The sequence below is a fragment of the Leifsonia tongyongensis genome (genome assembly GCF_010686705.1).
Taxonomy (GTDB): domain Bacteria; phylum Actinomycetota; class Actinomycetes; order Actinomycetales; family Microbacteriaceae; genus Diaminobutyricibacter; species Diaminobutyricibacter tongyongensis.
This window is the reverse complement of record NZ_JAAGWY010000001.1, coordinates 1,340,490-1,356,241: the sequence shown is the minus strand read 5'-3', so window position 1 is coordinate 1,356,241 and position 15,752 is coordinate 1,340,490. Positions and strand designations below refer to the sequence as shown.

General features: G+C 68.3%; 15 protein-coding genes. 8 read left to right on the top strand and 7 right to left on the bottom strand.

All coding sequences use genetic code 11. The annotated features are described in order from the left end of the window. The first annotated feature begins 213 nt into the window (after positions 1 to 213). Positions 214 to 747, top strand: coding sequence for a DUF805 domain-containing protein (locus G3T36_RS06570; RefSeq protein ID WP_163289120.1), 534 nt, complete (start codon positions 214 to 216; stop codon positions 745 to 747). Between the two features lie 95 nt (positions 748 to 842). Here G3T36_RS06570 and G3T36_RS06565 read toward each other — a convergent pair whose 3' ends face one another. From G3T36_RS06565 to G3T36_RS06555, 3 genes are read right to left on the bottom strand one after another with little or no spacing between them, the layout of a single operon-like run. Then, positions 843 to 1,316, bottom strand: coding sequence for a GbsR/MarR family transcriptional regulator (locus G3T36_RS06565; protein WP_163288735.1), 474 nt, complete (start codon positions 1,314 to 1,316; stop codon positions 843 to 845). Positions 1,317 to 1,351: 35 nt separating this feature from the next. After that, positions 1,352 to 2,980, bottom strand: a complete 1,629-nt coding sequence (locus G3T36_RS06560) for an ABC transporter permease (RefSeq protein ID WP_163288734.1) — start codon at positions 2,978 to 2,980, stop codon at positions 1,352 to 1,354. After that, positions 2,977 to 3,957, bottom strand: coding sequence for an ABC transporter ATP-binding protein (locus tag G3T36_RS06555; protein WP_193570874.1), 981 nt, complete (start codon positions 3,955 to 3,957; stop codon positions 2,977 to 2,979). The genes G3T36_RS06560 and G3T36_RS06555 overlap by 4 nt, the downstream gene beginning before the upstream one ends. Before the next feature lie 270 nt (positions 3,958 to 4,227). Between G3T36_RS06555 and G3T36_RS20145 the strand changes: the two genes are divergently transcribed. Beyond that, positions 4,228 to 6,852, top strand: a complete 2,625-nt coding sequence (locus G3T36_RS20145; protein ID WP_163288733.1) for a LuxR C-terminal-related transcriptional regulator — start codon at positions 4,228 to 4,230, stop codon at positions 6,850 to 6,852. A gap of 225 nt (positions 6,853 to 7,077) precedes the next feature. Here G3T36_RS20145 and G3T36_RS06545 read toward each other — a convergent pair whose 3' ends face one another. Further along, positions 7,078 to 7,632, bottom strand: a complete 555-nt coding sequence (locus G3T36_RS06545; protein ID WP_163288732.1) for a hypothetical protein — start codon at positions 7,630 to 7,632, stop codon at positions 7,078 to 7,080. A 152-nt stretch (positions 7,633 to 7,784) separates the two neighbouring features. Between G3T36_RS06545 and G3T36_RS06540 the strand changes: the two genes are divergently transcribed. Next, complete coding sequence (locus G3T36_RS06540) at positions 7,785 to 8,711, top strand: Ppx/GppA phosphatase family protein (protein WP_163288731.1); 927 nt, start codon at positions 7,785 to 7,787, stop codon at positions 8,709 to 8,711. Between the two features lie 116 nt (positions 8,712 to 8,827). Here the strand turns inward: G3T36_RS06540 and G3T36_RS06535 are convergent, their stop codons facing one another. Together G3T36_RS06535 and G3T36_RS06530 are read right to left on the bottom strand one after the other, a co-directional pair. Beyond that, positions 8,828 to 10,039 (bottom strand): amidohydrolase, encoded by a 1,212-nt coding sequence (locus G3T36_RS06535; RefSeq protein ID WP_163288730.1) that lies wholly within the window; start codon positions 10,037 to 10,039, stop codon positions 8,828 to 8,830. Between the two features lie 54 nt (positions 10,040 to 10,093). Further along, a complete protein-coding gene (locus G3T36_RS06530) occupies positions 10,094 to 11,161 on the bottom strand; it encodes a substrate-binding domain-containing protein (RefSeq protein WP_163288729.1) in 1,068 nt (355 codons plus the stop codon). Positions 11,162 to 11,290: 129 nt separating this feature from the next. Here G3T36_RS06530 and G3T36_RS06525 point away from each other — a divergent pair, with 129 nt between their 5' ends. From G3T36_RS06525 to G3T36_RS06505, 5 genes are all read left to right on the top strand, one after another. Further along, positions 11,291 to 12,547: an MFS transporter gene (locus G3T36_RS06525; RefSeq protein ID WP_163288728.1), complete on the top strand. Its 1,257-nt coding sequence runs from the start codon at positions 11,291 to 11,293 to the stop codon at positions 12,545 to 12,547. Positions 12,548 to 12,693: 146 nt separating this feature from the next. Then, complete coding sequence (gene nucS, locus G3T36_RS06520; protein ID WP_163288727.1) at positions 12,694 to 13,389, top strand: endonuclease NucS; 696 nt, start codon at positions 12,694 to 12,696, stop codon at positions 13,387 to 13,389. Beyond that, the gene (locus G3T36_RS06515; protein WP_163288726.1) at positions 13,389 to 13,805 is read left to right on the top strand and encodes an SseB family protein; all 417 of its coding nucleotides are present in this window, start codon (positions 13,389 to 13,391) and stop codon (positions 13,803 to 13,805) included. The genes nucS and G3T36_RS06515 overlap by 1 nt, the downstream gene beginning before the upstream one ends. A gap of 37 nt (positions 13,806 to 13,842) precedes the next feature. Continuing rightward, a complete protein-coding gene (locus G3T36_RS06510; RefSeq protein WP_163288725.1) occupies positions 13,843 to 14,520 on the top strand; it encodes an HAD family hydrolase in 678 nt (225 codons plus the stop codon). Between the two features lie 263 nt (positions 14,521 to 14,783). Then, the gene (locus tag G3T36_RS06505; protein ID WP_163288724.1) at positions 14,784 to 15,206 is read left to right on the top strand and encodes a hypothetical protein; all 423 of its coding nucleotides are present in this window, start codon (positions 14,784 to 14,786) and stop codon (positions 15,204 to 15,206) included. Between the two features lie 112 nt (positions 15,207 to 15,318). On the opposite strand, the gene G3T36_RS06500 is transcribed toward G3T36_RS06505, so the two are convergent. Then, entirely contained in the window at positions 15,319 to 15,609 is a 291-nt protein-coding gene (locus G3T36_RS06500; RefSeq protein ID WP_163288723.1) for a ParB family protein, read from the bottom strand. Positions 15,610 to 15,752 lie beyond the last annotated feature (143 nt).

Below are 15,752 nucleotides of genomic sequence, written 5' to 3'. Positions count from 1 at the left end.
AGCCTATGGTGTCGCCGGGGTCGCGTGCGATGGACTGTGGACGAAACATCGCCGCTGAAATGATGACATCCCGGGCCTTCGGGAGGTTGACTAGGTTCGACAGATCGTTCACCGATCAACAAGGAGCATCGAATGTCTTCGCAGCAGCCTCCGTACCAGCCACCGGCCGGCGGTCCCCCCTCGGCTCCGCCCCCGCCTCCACCGCCGCCGCCCATGCAGCCGATGGGTCAGCCGTACCAGCAGCCCGGCGCTCCGGTCCCCGACTGGGCCCCGTATTACGGCGCCTCGTTCGGCGTCGCGTTCCAGCGGTTCTTCCGCAAGTACGCCGACTTCACCGGTCGCGCCAGCCGCAGCGAGCTGTGGTGGTGGGTGCTCGCGTGGGTGGCGATCGAGTTCGTGATCAACATCATCGGGAACGCCACGGGGAACATGGGCGCGGCCATGTACCGGAACGGCGAGTTCCACTTCACGCCCGGGTACTGGCTCTTCGCCTCTCTGAGCGGCCTCGTCTGGCTTGCGACGATCGTCCCGTGGCTCGCGATCACGTGGCGGCGACTGCACGACGCCAACCTGGCGGGGCCGTTCTTCTTCCTGTCGCTCATCCCGTTCGCAGGCATCATCATCCTGCTGGTGCTGCTCGCCCTGCCTTCCAACCCGCAGGGCGCTCGGTTCGACCGGCCCCGGACGTACGCCACGCCGCCCGCGGCCTACCCGCCCGCTGCGCCGCCCGCACCGCCGGCGGTCTAGACCGCGAGTGTTGCCGTTCCGGTCGAGTGTGCCCGTTCTACGAGGCACTCTCGACCGGAATGGCGACGGTGGACGACGTAGCCGCTCCCGAAGCATCAGTCGATGCGGTTGCGCACCGCCTCCCACTCGATGAGCAACTGCGGCATCCGGGTCTCGAGGAACCGGTAGAACCGCGCCATCTCGGTCAGGCGCGCCGTGGCGACGGATGATGGGTCGTCGATCGCCGCCACCCCCGCATCCGCCTGCGCAGCCAGCACACCGTAGATCGGGCTCTCCGACGTGAGCGCCGTGTACCAGGCGTTCTCGGGGAGTTCGTAGCGGTCGCGTCGACTCCCGGTTTGCGACAGGCGTCGGACGATGCCGATGGTCTGGAGGTAACGGACCGCTCCCGAGATCGCGGCCGCGCTCACCCCCAGCTGTTCGGACAGCTCCTGCGCGGTCAGCCCCCCGGTGGTCGACACGGTCAGCGCCATGAGCACGCGAGCCGGCTGCTTGGGGAACCCCGCGGCCGTCAGAATCGCGGCGGTGTGCTCGACGACGTCATGCAGGGCCTGCTCGTCCGTGGCCATCCTGGCTCTCCTCTCGTGGTCACCGTGGGCCGCCTTCACGCGATGGCGAAGTCCCGTCTCCGGATGAGGGCTGCCGCGGCCAGCGTGGCCACGATCGCGATGGCGATCATCCAGATGCCTCCCGACCAGTCGACGGTCCCCGTCACGACCGGAGTGTGGGTGAACGGCGAGAGCTGGTGGATCCAGTCAGGGATGCCGACGAACGCACCGAAGATGCCGATGAACGCGCCGAGACCGAGTGTCGCCCACGCGATCACGATCGACCAGTTCGGCAGGACGACGAACACGAGCGACAGGACGCCCAGGTAGATGAGCGAGACCGGCAATTGCGCCGCGGCCGCGGCAAAGGAATTGCCGATCATCGACGAGGGGTCTCCCGCGGCGACCGCACTCAGGCCCGAGGCGAGCCCCGCGGCCGCGAGAACGATCACGACGGCGATCAGTCCGACGAGCATGAACTCCAGCAGCCAGCGCACCCGGGAGAGCGGCGTAGCGAGCAGTACCTCCGCTGTTCCCCCGGCCTCCTCCTGCCTCAGGCGCACGACAACTTGGGTCGCGCAGGCTGCAGAGAGCACCCCGACTATGGCGAAGATCGCGGAGATGAAGATCTGGGTGAGCGAGCCGCTCCCGCCTGAGCCGATCCCGGCGAGGGCCTTGCGCATCGACGCGAGAGTGGGGTCGTTCGAGATCGATGAACTGAGGATGCTCCCGAGCGAGCCCGCGAGAACACCGGTGGCAGCGCCACCGGCCGCCCAGCCCAAGACCGTCGGCCACTGCAGCCGCCACGCCAGGCCGAGCGGACCATTCAGGGCGCGTCCCGCATCCGCACGCCCCGAACGTTCGGCGAGGAGGCTCGCGCCCGTGTCACGCTGCGACTGGAGGACGAAGACGACCGCGACCACGGCGGCTGCGAAAGCGAGGTCGAGCAGGAGGGGCCACCAGTTGTCGCTGCCCCACGCATCCATCTGTTCGCCCCAGCCGATCGGCGACAGCCAGGTCGGCCAGCCGCTGGTCATGTGGACACCGTCAGGCTTCACCGTCCCGATCGAGTCACCGATTCCGCGGACGAAATAGGCGAGCACCACGATCGCGGCGGCGAGACCGTTCGCCCCGCGCGAAGTGGACATCAGCTGCGAAGTGAACAGCCCGACCGCGAGGAATGCGATGCCGGCGCCACCGACGGCGGCACCCGCGACGAACGAGCCGTAAGCGGGGAGACCGCCCGCGATGAAGGCGAGCCCGAGTGCGAGGGCGACGAGGATGTTCGCGATCACCCCGTGCGCGATCGTCGCGACCGTGGGCGTGATGCGTGCGGCCTCCGTCGCTGCGAGGAGTTCGGCGCGGCCGGACTCCTCCTCTGCGCGCGTGTGCCTCACCGCGAGGAACGTGCTCATGAGGCCGGCGAGGAGGGCGAGGAAGGTGTAGATCTCGAAGAACGTGAGCGCAGCGAGGGTAGTCCCCTGCGGGAGTCCACGAATAACGACGATCGCCGGGTTGGCGATTGCGAGGTGCATCACCTCGAGGCGACTCGCGGCGGTCCCGTACGTGTTCTTGAGCGAGGCCTCGGAGAAGAGCGCGAGCAGGCCGATGACGAGCACCCAGATGACGAGCTGCCAACGGTCGCGACGCAGACGCTGGCGCAGCAGCACACCGAAAGTCTTCATCGCCGCGTCGCCTCCGTGCCGGTCTTGCCGGTGTCGCGAGCCGCATCCGGAACGCCGGCCGACTCTTCGGACGCGAGCTGGTCGCCGTAGTGGCGCAGGAAGAGCTCCTCGAGGGAAGGCGGTGCGACCGTCAGGCTCTTGGCGTCGATCGCGGCGAGCGCGTTGAGCACACCGGGCAGTTTGTCGCTGTCTGCGGTGAACCGCACGCGGCCGTTGTTGGTGATGACGTCATGCGCTTCGGGGATGCGGGCGAGATCGGCATCGGTGACGCCGTCGGCCGCGAACGAGATCTCGGTCCGGGTCAGGTGCCGCATCTCAGCGAGCGTCCCCGTTTCGACCGTCTTGCCCGCGCGGATGATCGTCACCCGGTCGCACAGCTCTTCCACCTCCGACAGGATGTGGCTCGACAGCAGAACGGTGGCGCCGTCGCGCGACACCCGGGCGATCTCGGCGTTGAACGTCGCCTCCATCAGTGGATCGAGGCCGCTCGTGGGCTCGTCGAGGATGTAGAGGTCGGCCGGCGTCGCGAACGCGGCGACCAGGGCCACCTTCTGCCGGTTGCCTTTCGAGTACGCCCGACCCTTCTTTCGGGGATCGAGCTGGAAGACGTCGATCAGACGCGCCTTGCGCTGGGCATACACGGCGTGGTCGACGGTTCCGCCACGCAGCCGGCTGAGAAGGTCGATCGCTTCGCCGCCGGTCAGGTTCGGCCAGATGCTGACATCGCCGGGGACGTACGCGATCTGGCGGTGGAGGTCGACGGCGTCCTTCCAGGGGTCGCGACCGAACACGGTCGCGGATCCGCCGCTCGCTTTCGCGAGGCCGAGGAGGACGCGGATGGTCGTGGACTTCCCGGCGCCGTTCGGGCCCAGGAAGCCATGCACTTCGCCCGCCGTCACCGACAGGTCGAGCCCGTCGAGGGCGCGAACGCGGCCGAAGCGCTTCTCGAGACCTGAGGTCTCAATCACAGTGTTCATACTTCTGACGATACGCCGAATTCACAAATTTGTGAATCTTCCTAACGCGATTCTCATGATCTGCGCATCGCGCATCCCGTTTGGTAAAGTCGGGACGCTGCCGCTGCACCCCGAAGTCCGGTCGCTCGTACTCCATGATCGCTGCTCAGGCGCATCCGCAGCAGACCCGCACGGGACTGCACACGATGCGCGCAGACGAGTAACCCCCTCCCCCGGCGCCCTGTTGCGCCCCCGGGACGGGACGGTTGCGTTTGGTGTTAGGGATCGACTGTGCGCAAGAGGAACCATCCGCTGATCGGGCGCGAGAACAGTCTGGCCATGGCCATGGAGTTGATCGCGTCGGGGGCCAGCATCGACGTGGTCGGAGGGCGCGGCAGCGGGCGCAGCGCCTTCCTCCGCGAGTTCCGCGCGCGGCTCGAGGAGGCCGAATGGACGGTCGTCGTCGTTCGCGGCGTCGCGTCCCTTCGCCCGCATCCGCTGGCCGTCTTGCACATCGCGGGGATCGGAGTCCCGGTCGACCTTCGCAGCGCCTCCATCCCGAGAGCCGCGGATGCACTCACGAACGCGCTCAAATCCAGCCGGTCGGTGCTGTTCCTCGACGACTGGGATGACCTGGACGAAACGTCGTGGGGGATCGCCGAGTCGGTGCGCCGCCGCTACGGAATCCCGATCGCGATCTCGCGGCTGCACGGGCTGCGCGCCCGCCACACCCCGAGCGGGCTGCCCGCATCGGCGCTCGAACCGTCGGTTGTCATCGACATGTCGCCGCTCAAGTACGACGAGCTGGAACAGGTCGTGAGCGATCACCTGGGGGGCCCGGTCGACTCGGGCACGATGAGCCGGATCTACGCGAAGTCCGGGGGCGTCCCGGGCCTCGCGCTCAGCGTCATCGATTCGGCGGTCCGGGAGTACCGGATGGAGGACGTGGACGGGGTCTGGACCGCGACCCGCGACCTGTGGAGCCCCGGCCTCCGCGGAGTGCTGGAAGCGCATCTCGAGAGCCTCGACACGACGGCGAGGGATGCGATCGAGACGATCGCGCTCGTCGGGGCGAGCGACACCGAGACCATCCGCCAGCTCATCGGATGGGAGACGCTCGAAGAACTCGAAGAGCGGTCGCTGATCCGGTTCTACGCCTCGGGGCGCCGCCTGCTCGCCACCGTCGTCCCACCACTCCTCGTCGAGTACTTCCGCCATACGCCTCTCACGGCCCGGCGCATCCGCCTCACCGAACGGATCGTCGAACGACTCGGAACGACGGATTCGGTCGATGCGATCCTCGCCGGCCTCGGCGCGCCTCGCGACAACGTGGCCGACTCGGACGCGATCTTCGCCCGGCTGCTTCAGGAGCACGCCCGAACGCGGCGGATGATCACCCGCGCCGAGTGGAACCGCACGCCTTCCGCCGCCACTGCCATCGCCTACGTAGAGGCGCTCCTCAACACCGGCCAGTCCCGCGATCGCATCGAGGAGGTGCTCGGGACCGAACCGACCGCCGATCCGGATGCCGACGAGAGCGACCTCGTACGGCTCGCCGTACTGCGCGCGCAGTGGCGCGCCTACGTGCACGACGACCTCGACGGAGCCGTCGAGGAGCTCGCCACGACAGCCCGCCTGCACCGTACCTTCGGCGGAATCGCGGATGCGGCGGCAGTCACCCTGGAAGTGGACCTGCGCAAGCTTCCGGCTGACTGGGCCGGGCGACTCGACGTGCGGGACGATCTTCCCGACTCCGTGAAGATCGCGCTCTGGGAGGCGCAATTCGGCGTTCTCATCGGTCTCGGCAGGTTCGTCAACGCGCGACGCGTCTTCGAACGCATCCGCTCCGGGGATCGCTCCCTGGCCGGCGCGCACACCGGCCTTCTCTACGGCCTCCTCCTGCTGGGCGAAGGCGATCACGCCGCAGCACTCGCCTGGTCGCGGCGTGGCTTCGACGAAGCGCGCGCGACCCTCGACATCGGATCGGCCCGGACGCACGCCTGGGTCATGGCTCTGTGCCTCGCGCTGCAAGGGAACTACGACAGTGCCGAGACCATGCTCGCGACGGTCTTCGCGGCGGGGGATCCGTCCCCGCTCCGGCTGGGCACGCACCTGGCGCTTCTCAACATCGCGGCCGTCGTGGCGGCACGGCGCGGGCACGGCACTCTCGCCGAACGGTACCTGCAGGAGCTGCAGGCTCTCCGCATCCCGGACGGACCGCTGCCCGGCCAGTCGCGCTCCTGGGCGATCGCGCAGCTCGAGACCTCCAGCGGGCGCTCGGATGCGGGCGCTTCGGAGCTCTGGAGCGCATCCGACGCACTGTGGAAGCGCGGCGCGAAGTTCGCCGCGTGCACGGGCTACCTCGTCGCCCTCGAGATCGAGCCCGACCGGACCCGCCTCGCTCAAGCCGTCAAGCGAGCCGCACAGGTGGGGGGCGACTTCATCGGCGCGCATCGCCAGTACCTCGAGGCCGAGCTGGCCCGCGACCCGGATGCACTGATGGATGTGATCCCGCGGCTCGCGAAGACCGGCCGCCCTGGTCACGCGATCAGTGCCTTCCAGCTCGCGGAGAGATGGCTGAGGCGCGCAGGGCGCACGGGCGAGGCGCGAGCGGTGCGAGCGGAGGGCGCGGCCTTCCTCGACGCCCTGGACAGCCACGAGTACGACGCCAGCCGCTTCCTTGCGACGCCGATCCGGCTCACGGAACGCGAACTGGAGATCGGCCGGCTGGTTTCGATCGGGCAGACGAACCGGGAGATCGCCGGGCAACTCGTGCTCAGCATCCGAACGGTGGAGAGCCACGTCCAACGCATAGCCCGGAAGATCGGGGCCAAGAACCGGCATGAGGTGAAGGAATTCGTGTTGTCGCTCGACCGGATCACCGTCCGAACGCACTCCGACGGCTCAACTACGTAATTCCACCCGAATCACTACTGCAATCTCATGAGCGACTACTGAAACGGCGTGAGTCCGCACCTACGCTCGACATGCGTTCATGAAGTTCCGCGCGGCACGATGTTCGGGTGCAGCGGCCGCGCATCCCGCAAACGGGTCGTCAGACCTGGCGGCGGCGAAAGGAACGATCGCGCATGCGGGGCGGCTTCACCCGCCGCCCCGCATCTCCCGGTCAGTGGCGCGCAGCTAGCGGCGGACCCCGTCGGGTCCGACCGTACCGGGGGCCGGGTTGGTCGAGGTAGGTGGCGCTGCCGCGGGCGGGGCTGCCGCGGGTGGCGCTGCCGCGGGCTGCGCCGTCGTGGGCGGAGCTGCTGCGGGCTGCGCGGCCGCAGGCGCAGCCGTGGCGGGAGCGGCCGCGGGGCTCGCGCCGTCCGCACGTCTGTTCATCCGCTCCTCCGGAACGGTGCCGTCGCCCTTCACGTCAGGGTCGATCTTGTCGGCGTGACGAGCCTGCTCGGCGGCCCGTGCCTGCGCATCCTGCGCCTCGTTCTGGCGCTCGGTGGCCTCGCGGCGCAGACGCTCCGCATCCACCTCGGCCTGTTGCGCATCCGCCTGCGCTCGTGCCGCCTTGGCCTGCTGTTCGCGCGCGCCGAACGCATCCGCCTCCGCCTTCTGGCGCATCTCGGCCGCTCGGACGCGGTCCGCCTCGCGGCGCCGCCGGCCCGACATCGTGATGATGAGGATGATCACGACGATGGCGACGACCGCGATGATGATCGCGATCCATCCGGCCGCGCTCATGCTGCCCACCCCGTCTCGTGAAGGGCGGGCCGGAGCCCGAATGGGACTTCGATCTGGGTCTTCTGCTCATTCATGTCGCGGAACGTACGCCCGTCAAGCGCTTGCAGCAAGGCCCCCGCCCGTTTCGCCGCCGCGGGCGATAGTGTCGTCCCATGCGACTCGGAGTGCTCGATGTGGGTTCGAACACGGTGCATCTCCTGGTGGTGGATGCGCATCCCGGCGCCCGCCCCATCCCTGCCGCCGCGCACAAATCCGTGCTTCGCCTCATGCGGTACATCACTCCTGACGGCGCGATCAGCGACGAGGGTGTCGCCGCGATCCTGGACGCGATCGGGGCGGCTGTGCGGACCGCGGCCGACGAGGAGATCGACGAGCTGCTGCCGTTCGCGACGTCCGCGATCCGCGAGGCGACGAACGGGCCCGAAGTCCTCGCCCTGATCACGGAACGGACCGGTGTCGACCTTCAGGTGCTCTCCGGCGCGGATGAGGCGCGGCTGACCTTTCTCGCGGTGCGGCGATGGTCGGGCTGGTCTGCCGGCAGCATCCTCCTCCTCGACATCGGTGGCGGGTCGCTCGAGATCGCCTCCGGCGTCGACGAGATCCCGGATGTCGCCGTGTCGGTCCCGCTCGGAGCCGGGCGCAGCACGATCGGCTTCCTGCATGACGACCCCCCGCTCGAATCGCAGGTGGAGGCGTTGCGCGTCCACGCGCGCGCCGTCCTCGCCGAAGCGGTCGGCGCCTTCGCGGCCCGACCCGACGACGAGCATGTCATCGGCACGTCGAAGACGATCCGATCCCTTGCCAGGCTCGCCGGTTCCGTGGCGCCTGGCCCTGGCGGCACCGAACGCAGCCTGCTCAAACGCAGTGAGCTCCGGGACTGGGTGCCCCGCCTCGCGCAGCTTCCGCCTGAGGCGCGCATCGCCCTCCCCGGCATCACGGCCGACCGCACGTTCCAGATCGTCGCCGGCGGCATCGTGCTGCGCGAGGCGATGCGCGCGTTCCGCGTCGACGAGCTCGAAGTCTCGCCGTGGGCGCTGCGGGAAGGCATCATCCTGCGCTACCTCGACCACCTCGCGTGACCCGCGCGATTGCTCGCCGATTTCCCGATTGGTCGCCAATCTTTGTGGCGAGCAATCGGGCACAACGGCGACCTTGTGGCAACCGATCGCGCGCGGATCGGCCGACGAGGACAGCCCTAGCCGAGCCACTCCCGCGCCGCGACGACGAGCGCATCCACACCCGCGTCGATCGTCGGCTGCGGCAGCGGCGCGAAGAACGGCGAGTGGTTCGACGGGATGTCCGTGTCGAGTGTCCCCGCAGCCTCCGCCGCCGCATACGCCGCGGGGTCCGCTCCGCCGAGGAACCAGTACACGAGCGGCACGCCTGCGGCGGTCGCGAGGTTGCCGACGTCTTCGCTGCCGGCGATGAGCCCCGGGTCGAACACACGGTCGTCACCGAACGCGGCACGGAACGCGTTGTTGGTGCGTTCGGTCGCATCCGGGTCGTTCACGGTCACCGGATAGGCCTCGGTCACCGAGAACTCCGGTTCGCGGGTCGCCCCGGAGGCCTGCGCCTCGGATCGCACGATGCGCTCCACCGCACCGACCACGCGCTCGCGCACGGGATCGCTGAAGCTCCGGATGCTGATGCCGAGGGTCGCCTCAGCCGGGATGATGTTGCTCTTCGTGCCCGCTGAGACGAAGCCGACGGTCACCACCGCGGGGTCGAACGCGGCGACCTCACGCGAGACCACGCCCTGGAGACGCATGACGGTAGCGGAGGCCATCACGACCGGGTCGATGGTGGTCTCAGGCCGGGAACCGTGACCACCACGCCCGAACATCGTCACGTCCATGGCGTCGACAGCAGCCATGGCGGGGCCCGAATGGGCTCCGACGATGCCGGCCGGGTAAGGAGCCACGTGCTGGCCGAGCACGATGTCGGGCTTCGGAACCTTCTCGTACAGGCCGTCCTCGACCATAACCCGGGCGCCGCCGCCGTGCTCCTCGGCGGGCTGGAAGAGCGCGACGACGGTTCCGCTCCATTCCGAGCGCGTCTCGATCAGTCGCTCCACGGCGCCGATCAGGCAGGTGATGTGGATGTCGTGCCCGCACGCGTGCATGACCCCGACTTCGTGGCCATGTTCGTCGACCACGGTCTGGGTGCTCGCGTAGGGCAGGCCGGTCTCCTCCGTCACCGGAAGGCCGTCCATGTCGGCGCGGAGCAGCACGGTCGGACCGTTGCCGTTCGCGAGGACACCGACGACGCCGGTGCCGCCGATCCCCTCGGTCACATCGAGCCCGAGGGCGGTGAGGCCGTCGGCGACCACTCCGGCAGTCCGATGCTCCGCGAAGGAGAGCTCGGGGTGGGCGTGCAGGTCGTAGTAGAGCTCTTCAAGCGCAGTCATGGTTTCACACTATGTGACCGGCGGGCGCGCTCGCTGACGACGCCGCGCATCCGGTCACCGCGACGGCGGGGCCGTCGTGTTCCCGGTGTGGAACTCGCTGGTGAACCCGATGGGCTCCGGCGCCTCGCCGTCGAGCATCTCGACGATCGCGGCACCCGCCGCCCGGCCCTTCTCGACCGCCGGCTGGACGAGCGTCGTCAGGTCGTACGGCCACAGTCCGTCGACGCGCACCCCGTCGAAGCCGACGACGCTGAGGTCGCCTGGCACGGCGATCTCGAGCTCCTCGGCGGCGCGGATCACCCCGGCCGCGAGCAGATCGCTCTGCGCGATGATCGCGGTCGGCCGGTGATTCGGGTCGTCGAGCAGCGCATGCCCGGCGATGGTTCCTTCTTCGACGAAGCTCCCGCGGGCCGTGAACGCGACCGCATCGGGAAAGACGTCGCGGGCGCCGGCGAGTCGCTCCATCGTCGTGTTCGAACTTCCGTGGGCCTCACGTTCCGGCGTGAGAGGCCCCCGGATGCGGTCCCGGTCGAGCGGGAGCGTCACGAGCGCGACATCCCGATGTCCGAGATCCCAGAGATGCTGTGCGGCGAGACGCGTCGCTTCGCGGTTGTCCTGGCCGATGGTCAGCACGTCGCCGGACGGGTCGCCCTCGATGGCGACGAGGGGGATGCCGCGCTGGCGGAGAGCGGCGATCGACTCGTCGAGGCGGGGGCTGCATCCGATCAGTACCACCGCATCCATCGAAGCGTCCTGGATGCGCCCAGCAGCCTCGCCCGTGTCGGTGAGGATGAGAAGGCCGGCGTCGATGACGGCGAGCTCCTGCGAAATGCCGTCGAGGAGTGCGATCTTGATGGGGTCGCGGAACGCGTCGCGCACGTGCTCCTCGATGACGACGCCGACGATTCCGGAGCGACCCGTGCGGAGGGAACGCGCTCGAGGGTCCGGCCCCGCGTAATTCAGTTCGCGCGCGGCGGCGAGCACGCGTTCGCGCGTCGCGTCGGAGACCGGCCCGGTGCCGCTGAACGCCAGCGATGCGGTGGAGTTGGAAACCCCTGCGAGCTGCGCCACCGCGGCGAGGGTGGGGCGTGCGCCGGTGTGCGTTCTCGACTCGTCGCTCACGGATGTTTCCTTCCACGCCGGTTGAATTCGGCCGCTTTCTCCGATAGCTTAGTCGAATCGATTCGATCGAATCGATTCGACGGCCTCTTCACCCAGACGTCCAACCGCTTTCGAACCATCAGGGACATCATGTCGCAGTCGACACCGGCACACACCACGCGCAGCCGGCGCGAACTCTCGGCGTGGCGCAACGCGGTGTTCGTCATCTTCATCCTCAGCGGTCTCAGTCTCGCGACGTGGGTGGCGCGCGTCCCCGGCGTCCGCGACGGGCTCGGCCTCGACACCGCCCAGGTCGGCCTGCTGATCCTCGGGATGTCCGTCGGCGCCATCCTCGGCCTCGTCGCATCCGCGCCGTTGCTCGCCAAGGTCGGCCCGCACCGCGGCATGGTCATCTCCCTCGGTGTCGTGGCGGCCGGCATGGTGCTGATCGGCAGCGGTGTGTCGTTCATCCACTTCGTGCCCGTCGTCGGCTTCGGCCTTGCCCTGCTCGGCTTCGGCAACGGGATGGTCGACGTGATGATGAACGTCGAAGGCGCGGCCGTCGAGCGCGAGATCGGCAAGACGCTGATGCCGCTCATGCACGCGTGCTTCAGCCTCGGCACCGTCGTCGGCGCGGGAATCGGCGCCGCCGCCGCTGCCCTGCACGTCGACGTGTCATGGCATCTCATGGGGATCGCCGTACTGGTCATCGGTGTCGCGATCGTCGCGGTGCGGTTCATCCCGAACGAAGTCGAGCTCGGCGATCCCGAAGCGGGCGTGCCCGAGAAGCGTCCGTGGGGCGAGCGCCTGCGCGAGAACCTGTCCGTGTGGGCCGACTGGCGCCTCATCCTGATCGGCGTCGTGATGCTCGGGATGGCGTTCGCCGAAGGATCCGCCAACGACTGGCTGGCCCTCGGCGTGGTCGACGGACACCACCAGTCCAACGCCACCGGCGCACTCGTCTTCGGGTTCTTCGTCGCGGCGATGACCGTGGGCCGGATCCTCGGCGGCCCGCTCGTCGACCGGATCGGCCGGACCAACTCCATCCGGCTCACTGCGGGGCTGGGGGTGCTCGGCCTGCTCCTGTTCATTCTCGGCGGCCCCCTGTGGCTGGTCGTGGTCGGGACGGTTCTGTGGGGCTTCGGCGTCTCGCTCGGCTTCCCGCTCGGGATGTCGGCGGCTGCCGACGGCACCGACAAGCCGGCCGCCCGCGTGAGCGCGGTGGCGATGATCGGCTACTGCGCCTTCCTCGTGGGACCGCCGCTGATCGGGTTCCTGGGGCAGGCGTTCGGGATCCTGAACGCCCTGTATGTGCTGCTCGTGCTCATGGTGGCGTCGGCGCTCGCAGCGCCCGCCGTGCGCGAGGCGTCGCGGGCTCGGGCGCCCCGCGTGCGCGCCGAGGCTTAAGGGTCGGTCGCCGGCCAGCATCCGGCGGCGTGCCCGCCAGCTCGGGACGTCCCCGCCCGCTCGACGTGGCGGGGAATGCCCGAACGGGCGGGCACACGAGAACGCGCGAGGACGCACGCGTCGGCGGCGTGCGTTAACCTCGAGTGGTGCGTCTCGTCATTGCCCAGTGCTCCGTCGACTACGCCGGGCGTCTGAGCGCGCACCTTCCGCTCGCGACCCGGCTCCTCATGCTCAAATCCGACGGCAGCGTTCTCGTGCACTCCGACGGAGGCTCTTACAAGCCGCTGAACTGGATGAGCCCGCCGTGCACCCTCACCGTGCTCGAGCCCGACGATGCGCAGACCGAAGCCGGCGTGACCGAAGTGTGGCGTGTGAGCCAGGCGAAGACGGCGGACATGCTCGTGGTGTCCATCCATCACGTGCTCCACGACTCGGCGCACGAACTCGGCATCGACCCCGGATTGCAGAAGGACGGCGTCGAAGCGCACCTGCAGAAGCTGCTGGCCGAGCAGATCGAACTCCTCGGCGAGGGGCATACGCTCGTGCGCCGCGAATACATGACCGCGATCGGGCCGGTCGACATCCTGGCGAGGGATGCGAACGGCTCATCGGTCGCCGTCGAACTGAAGCGCCGCGGGGACATCGACGGCGTCGAGCAGCTCACCCGCTACCTCGAACTCATGAACCGCGACCCGCACCTCGCCCCCGTGACCGGGGTCTTCGCGGCACAGGAGATCAAGCCGCAGGCGCGCACACTCGCCGAGGACCGCGGCATCCGCTGCCTGGTCCTCGACTATGACGCGATGCGCGGCCTGGACGACAGCGGGAGCAGGCTCTTCTGATGAAAGCCGGCCGGTTCCCGCAGAGTTACGAGAACGTCCCTGTGCGCAAAGCACTGGATGCGATCAATGCCGAGCCGACGCGCGAGTCGCTGGATGCTCTCCTCGACGCCGCGCTCACGGGTGGCCTGGTCGTCGATGTCACTGGGTCCACCCAGGAGTCCGGCACGCGCATCCGCACCATCGCCTCGACGGCAGGGGAGCCGGTGCTTCCCCTGTTCACCTCCATGAAGGCACTGCGCGACGCGGTCGGGGCTGCGGTCAAGAAGGGCGTCAAAGTGCAGGCGATCATCATCCCCGCGCGCGACGCGCTCGCACTCATCGAAACTGCGGATTTCGTAGCTGTTCAGTTCAATCCGGGAACGAATACGATGGTCGTCGCGCGCTCACACATCGAATCCGCTCTCAGCGGACGTTGAGCAAACACCGAATTCCGGAACCTACTATTGGACGGTTATGACTAACCCGACCCTGACCGTCACTCGAACCTGGACCTGCGTCCTGTTCGATCTCGACGGCACCATCACAGACTCCGCGCCCGGCATCACCAAGTCGATCGCAGCAACGCTTCAGGCCCTCGGCCTGCCCATCCCCTCGCCGGCCGAACTCGTCGAATACGTGGGGCCGCCCCTGCTCGACTCCTTCCGCGACTTCGCACACATGAGCGAGAGCGAGGCCCGCGACGCGCTCGCCATCTACCGCGCCAGCTACCACGAGGACGGCGCCTTCGACTCAGCCGTCTTCCCGGGTGTGCGTGGCGTGCTCAAGCGACTCAAGGATGCGGGCATCCCGCTCGCCGTCGCGACCAGCAAGCCTGAACTGCAGGCGCGGCGCATTCTCGACCACTTCGGGCTCACCGAATACTTCGACGTCATCTGCGGAGCATCCGAGGATGAATCGCGCAGCGCGAAGGGGGATGTCGTCGCCGAAGCGCTGCGACGCCTCACCGAGCAGGGCGTCGACCTTTCGCAGACCGTCATGGTCGGCGACCGGTCCCACGATGTGGAAGGCGCGACCGAACACGGCCTGCCGACGATCCTCGTCGAATGGGGCTACGGTTCGCCTGCTGAGGCCGCCGGCGCGATCGCCGTCGTGCACTCGACCGACCAGCTGAGCACGCTGCTGCTCGGCTGAGCCGAAGGCTGTGCGCTGGGCGCACGTGTTTTGTCCCACGGCACTACGTGGTACTGGTGCGCTCGCAACGAAGTAGTGCGGCTGCGCGAAAGTAGTGCGTGAGGTACCCACCCGACCCTGGAAGTGTCGGACGCCGGTGTCACCATTGGTTGTGTAGAGCACCTCTGCGCGCGTAGAGGGCCGAGGGTAAACTTCTGTGTTTGCACCACACGTATTTCATATGCGAAACCAGTAGAAATCATCGATCACCGGTAGGAATCACCATGCACCTTTCACGCAAGAAACTGTTCGTCCCGGCCGTAGTGGCCATCACGATCGCGTTGGGGGGTGGGCTCGCCGGCTGTTCGACCGGCTCCACCTCCGGCAGCTCGTCCACCGCGAGCGCAGGCGCGAGCTCCGACACAGCGACCATCCCGTCGAGCTTCCCGAAGAGCGACGTCCCCATCGTCGATGGCAAGATCCTCGTCGCGAAGGGCGACGCGAGCACCGGCTGGAGCGTCACCGTCATCCCCACCTCGAAGACCGGTTTCGCGGACGCGAAGGCCGCCCTCGAGAAGGCCGGGTTCAAGGCGGAGCCGAATGCGAAGGCCACCGACACCAGCACCACGATCTTCGATGGACCGAAGTACACCGTGATCCTCAGCACGCCTGGACAGGCGGTCACGTACGCCGTCAGCCCGGTGTGAGCTGAAGCAGACCGACTGAGCTGAACAGAGCCGGCCGGATCATCCGCCTCCGTCAGGAGTGTGGACGATCCGGCCGGCTCGTTTACACCCCTCGAGCGTCGGGCTTCGCTCGTCAGAACCCGATGGGACGGCCCGGTGTGAGCGGCTCTTCGCCGCCGGCGAAGTGTTCGCCGAGGTTGTGGATGCGCTCCCTGCGCTCGACCTCGGCCAGGAGTGCCTTGCTGAGCATGTCCGACCAGCTGGCGTCCTGTTCCTCGAACGAGGTCACCCGGTACGCCGCGCGCGCCCGGTTGCGCAGAACATCCGAGAGGTAGAACGTGATGGTGGTGCGCCGACGCCGGCCCGCCCATTCGTCGGAACCGGAGCTGTCGCCGGAACTGTGGTCGGCTTCAACCTGGCTCATCGATGTTCGTCCTTCTCCCGCATATTGAATAACAGCCGTACAGTGACGCACTAGTACAAGAAATACCGGTTCATCCTGAGAAGGGCACGAAAATCGCCGGTTAATATTTCTTATAAAAGCATTCCAAGTATTGTGAGACCGGC